Source organism: Candidatus Magnetobacterium casense (assembly GCF_019173545.1).
In the GTDB taxonomy this organism is placed as follows: domain Bacteria; phylum Nitrospirota; class Thermodesulfovibrionia; order Thermodesulfovibrionales; family Magnetobacteriaceae; genus Magnetobacterium; species Magnetobacterium cryptolimnobacter.
Genome location: NZ_JABXWD010000249.1, coordinates 1 through 5174 on the forward strand (window position 1 = coordinate 1; position 5174 = coordinate 5174).

At 52.4% G+C, this 5174-nt stretch carries 4 protein-coding genes; 2 read left to right on the top strand and 2 right to left on the bottom strand.

Annotation, left to right across the window (positions count from 1 at the left end; translation table 11 throughout):
• Nucleotides 1-311: response regulator (locus HWQ67_RS12425; protein ID WP_218253008.1), on the top strand; the 311-nt coding region annotated here is incomplete at its 5' end.
• A gap of 14 nt (nt 312-325) precedes the next feature.
• Nucleotides 326-1933, top strand: coding sequence for a sensor histidine kinase (locus HWQ67_RS12430; protein WP_218253009.1), 1608 nt, complete (start codon nt 326-328; stop codon nt 1931-1933).
• Nucleotides 1934-2011: 78 nt separating this feature from the next.
• Here HWQ67_RS12430 and HWQ67_RS12435 read toward each other — a convergent pair whose 3' ends face one another.
• Both HWQ67_RS12435 and HWQ67_RS12440 read right to left on the bottom strand, forming a co-directional pair.
• The gene (locus HWQ67_RS12435) at nt 2012-3211 is read right to left on the bottom strand and encodes a DUF1566 domain-containing protein (RefSeq protein WP_218253010.1); all 1200 of its coding nucleotides are present in this window, start codon (nt 3209-3211) and stop codon (nt 2012-2014) included.
• Nucleotides 3212-3300: 89 nt separating this feature from the next.
• On the bottom strand, nt 3301-5174 hold a 1874-nt coding region (locus tag HWQ67_RS12440), incomplete at its 5' end, for a DUF1566 domain-containing protein (RefSeq protein WP_218253011.1).

Here is a 5174-nt window from a genome sequence, read left to right on the forward strand (position 1 = left end):
GCGACGTTGAGGTCTTTGACAATCCATCAAAGGCGATAAAGAGAATCAACGAGGAAACCTTCGACATAGTGGTCACGGACATCAGAATGGACGAAATCGACGGCCTGGAGGTCCTTGAACACGTGATGAATAAGTCGGCCAAGACCAAGGTAATCATGATCACGGGCTATGCCATGATGGAGCTGGCCAGACAGGCAATGGAAAAGGGCGCCTTCGACTTCATAGCCAAACCCTTCAAGCCCGATGACCTCAGGGCCGTCATCATAAAGGCCGCCGAAACCCTTGGCGTAACCCTGGCAGTACAGGCATAAGGCATTCAACCCTGATGTTAGATGACTGCCTGGATAAGTGGTATAAGTGTGGATTAAAGTGGCTCAAAAAGTTAATCGAACAGCAGATTGACAAGGGCACTCCTCCGGTGGCCGATGGTGCAGAGGGAGTCACCAGGGCCAGCAAGCCTTACAGATTCACAATAAAGTCTCACATTTATATCGGTTTTGCCGTAACCCTCGTATTTGCACTGGGGATAGGTATCTCCATGATAATAACGATGGTGAAGATGGAGAAGGGATTGCGGTTGAATGAGCTTGCTCAAACTTTCTTTTCAAGTGTTTCTCAGGCACGGGCATTTGAGAAGGACTACTTCCTCTATGGCATGGGGCTTAGGGAAAGCAAGGAGATAATGAAGGCCCTTGAGAAATTGGTCATAACACACTACGGGGAACTCAAAGGACATATTGACTATGAGAACTCTATAGGGCTGATAGAGAGATATGTCAAGCTGTTAGACTCTGTCGAGGAACTGGACCGTGAAAGCAACAACCAATCGGACAAGTCCCAGAGACGGGAACGACTCCAGAAGGAAATCAAACAATGCGGCTACATGATGGTGAACTCGGCCGATAAACTGTTGGCGAGGGGACGTGATACAACAGAGAGATTGATGTTGCTCTTTAGGACGGTACAACTGTATGCGGTGGTATTTATGGTCTTGTTTATGTTGTTTATATCGCACCTGTTAGGTAAGAGGGTGCTCAGTGCAATCAATCTCTTCTCCAGGTATTCAACGTTGATGGCAAATGGACAGTATGCCACGATCATGTCAGACCACAGATACAACGACGAGTTTTCTGATCTGTCAATGGCCATAGACTACCTGATCAAGGAGCTGGACAGGCAACAGCAGATACTTGCACAGTCCCAAAAGCTCCGCGCCGTGGGAACGCTTACCTCCGGCATTGCCCACGAGTTAAACAATCCGATAAACAACATCACGCTGACGGCACACATGCTCCTGGAAGACTACCTCGACCTCTCCGATGACGAACGCATAGACATGGCCAGAGACCTCGTAGACGAGGCCGGACGGGCAAGAAACATCGTGCGCAACCTCCTGGACTTTGCACGCGAAAGTGAGACCATCATGGAACCCATCTGTATTGGCAGCGTCCTGATGGACACACTGAAGTTGGCCGGCAACCAGATAAAACTGGCCGGCGTAAACGTGGATATAAAGATAGCGCCAAACCTGCCCCGCATCCACGGCGACAGACACCAGTTAGAGCAGGTGTTTTTGAACCTGATCCTAAACGCACTTGACGTAACCCTTAAGGGGGGACACCTGAAGATACATGCCGGACCGTCAGAGGAACATAACTTTATCGCCATAAAGGTAACAGATTACGGTCATGGCATCTCAGACCACATACTACAGCACATATTTGACCCGTTTTTCACCACAAAATCCAAGGGCAAGGGGACAGGTCTTGGACTGTCTGTCTCTCAGGGGATCATAGCAAAGCACGGTGGTCAGATTACCGTCCAGACGAGGGTCAACCGTGGTACCACCTTTACGGTCAAACTACCCATTACAACCATCCCGGCAGACCTGGCAAAGTGCGGTGAGAAGGTAAAACTATCGATAACGACCTGAGCCGCTGCCCCCCCACGGCCAACCCTCTGTGTGCAATACAAAGAAAGAATGGGGAGCTTTGCTCCCCCTCAGACCCCCTCACAAGGGAGCACGGCTCCCTTGACCCTGTAAAAATGCCACGTTACCAGCCTTGCCGTCGCTAACTGGCCAGACATAACCGCTGCTGGATTTAACCGATATGTCGGCTTTGCCATCTTCCATACTGACGCTCCACGCATAGGAGGCACCCTCAGGGTAGACAGTGGATGACCAATAGTTACCGGACTGCACGTTTGTAAACGGATGGCCGGAGGAGAGCGCCGGGGAAGACATGCCTCGGTTAATAAGGCTATAGAGTTCCGTTTTGTTTGGCAGCCTCCAGTCGGTGTAACCGAGGTAACTTGCGCCGTTTAAGCACTGCACATAATCCAGCGCCATCTGCCAGGAGTTAGCTCCGCCCGTGCAAGAGCCTACCTCCGGAGTGCCGGCATCTTTGCTCCACACCAGACCCGTGAGGGTATCGGTGACGGTATTTTTGTCGCTATCGGCAAACCTCGGAGCAGGCCATGCCACACCCTTCTGTAACGCCCCGTCATCACCGGCAGCATGAGTGGCAGTCTGACCGGTAGACCAAACAGGTGAAAGCGCTCCCGATTCCCCGGAGCGAATCGGCCAGACATAGTGATAACTTGACTTAAGGGTGGAACCCACACTGCCGGAGGCCATACGCACGCCCCATGCAGTGGATGTATTGCCGTCCTTAGCGCAGGTAGTGGATGACCAGTAATAGTTTGACTGCACATTGGTGAACCCCTGCTTATTGAGCCACACGCTTGTATCAGCTTGCCCTGCATTGATGAGGCTTTCCAACTCGTTTACATTTGGCAGTCGCCAGTCGCTGTAGCCAAGGTACTTGTTCGTATTGAGGCAGACCACATAATCCAATGCCCCTTGCCAGTTCTTAATACCATCCACACAACTGCCAACTTTCGGCACAACGCCATCTTTGCTCCACACCAGACCAGTAAGGGTATCGGTAACCGTTTTATTGCCGTTGTCTTTAAAGCGCGGATTTGGCCAGGCCACACCCTTCCGTAATGCGCCGTCATCCCGTTGTGGAGTGTTGGCGTCGGAGCTTTTTGTCTGCCCTGTTACGGGCAGGTTAACGGTACCGGCATAGGCTGCACCGGTAAGAAACATGCCCAAAATCACTGCAATCAGCGCCATGACAAGCAACACAGGTGAACTGCTGGCCTGGTAATGCCTCATCCTTGCTTGGTTGTTATTTTGCCAAAACATACTTCCTCTGCAATACTGCTCAATTTTGCCTCTGCAAACCAGTAAAACTGGTACTGAACGCAGATAACCATTACCTTATATCAGGACTCTTACCTCATCTGCCAATCGTTGGGCAGCCCAAGCGTTATGTACCCTCCACCGGTTATATTCAGACCATCCAGGGTGTGCAGATAGACATCCCCCGTGGTGGTGTTTCGCCAGAGCATGTCGGTCTTACCGTCGCCGTTGTAGTCGGCTGTGGTTTGAAACTGCCAGGGGGCAGATACATTTTTTATCACATAACCGCTCTTGGCTATACCAACCCCGCTCATAAACCATGTTGCAACGTCGCCCGTTGCGGTGTCTTGCCAGAGGATATCAGCCCTGTCATCGCCGTCAAAGTCTTCAACCGCCTTTATCTGCCAGGTGTTGGGGACGGCCTGTGCAACATAATTGCCACTTGACATGCTCATACCGCTCATTAACCAGGCGGCAACGTCTCCAGTTTTGGTGTTTTGCCAGAGGATATCACTATTACCGTCGCCATTGAGGTCGGCTACAGCCCTAACGACCCACTCCGATGGCATACCCCTGACCACGTAACCGCCGTCAGACTTGGTCGCTCCATCCATGAGCCACACGTAAATATCGCCAGTGCTGCTGTTTCTCCACATTATGTCCGTCCTGCCATCGCCGTTGAAGTCCCCAAGCCCTGTAAACATCCACTGGGAAGGCATCCCCTTGACAACATATCCGCCCGACTTTATCGTCGTGCCGTCCATGACCCATATATATACATCCCCGGCAGCATTTTGCCAGATGATATCAGCCCTGCCATCGCCATTAAAGTCCCCGATTCCTTTGATGTCCCAATCGGTCGGTACTCCTTTAACGACAAAGCTGCCCCCCGATATCGCCTTGCCATCCATCAGCCAGATATAGACATCGCCTGTTGTGCTGTTGCGCCACAGGACGTCACTATGCCCATCGCCGTCGAAGTCACTCTTAGCCCTCCTGTTGTATCCATCGTGGACAGCCAGGACATTGTAATAGTTGCCGTCCTTGGCTGTGGCGCTTACGTCGCCGCCTTTCATTGACGCACTCCACGCACCGGATGTAGCGTCAGCATTGGTTGTGGACGACCAGTAGTTGGCAGCCTGCGCATTTATAAAGGGATGCCCCGAAGAAAGCGCCGGATTGGACATGCCATAATCAAACAGACTACGAAGCTCCTTTCTGTTTGGCAGTCTCCAGTGGTTGCTTCCCTGATATTTGGCAGAATTGAGGCAGGCCACGTAATCCAGGGCACCCTGCCAGGTCTTTCCACCCCCCGTGCAGGCATCAAGGGTTGGGGTACTGGCGTCTTTGACCCAGACAAGGCCGGTAAGGGTATCCGTGACCGTTTGATTGCCGTTATCCGTAAAGCGGGGATTGGACCATGCCACGCCCTTATGTAAGGCTCCGTCGTCGTGTGCGGTGTAGCTCTTTGTTTGCCCCGATGACCACACAAACGCCCTCCCAAACGCCCACGCCTTGCCATCACGAACTATCCAGGCATAACCGTTTTCGGAACTCGCCTTGCCAACGGCACCCACAGAACCACTGCTGATGACAACATACCACGCCTGCGTTGTATCCAGGGCGTAGGTCGTTGATGACCAGTAGTGAGTGGTCTGAACGTTCGTAAATGGATGACCGGAGGGCAGCGCCGGCTTAGACGTTGCACTGTCAATCAGGCTCTCAAGTTCGTTTATGTTGGGCAGTCGCCAGTCGCTATGGCCAAGGTGGTTTGAGTTGTTTAAGCACGTGACGTAATCCAGGGCCTCCTGCCAGGTCTTAATCCCGCCTTTGCACGAACCGATTGCGGACGTACCGGCATCTTTGCCCCAGAGCAGACCCGTCAGGTTATCCGTGACGGTATAGTCGCCGTTGTCCGTAAAGCGGGGATTAGGCCAGGCCGCACCCTTTTGTATAGCGCCGTCGT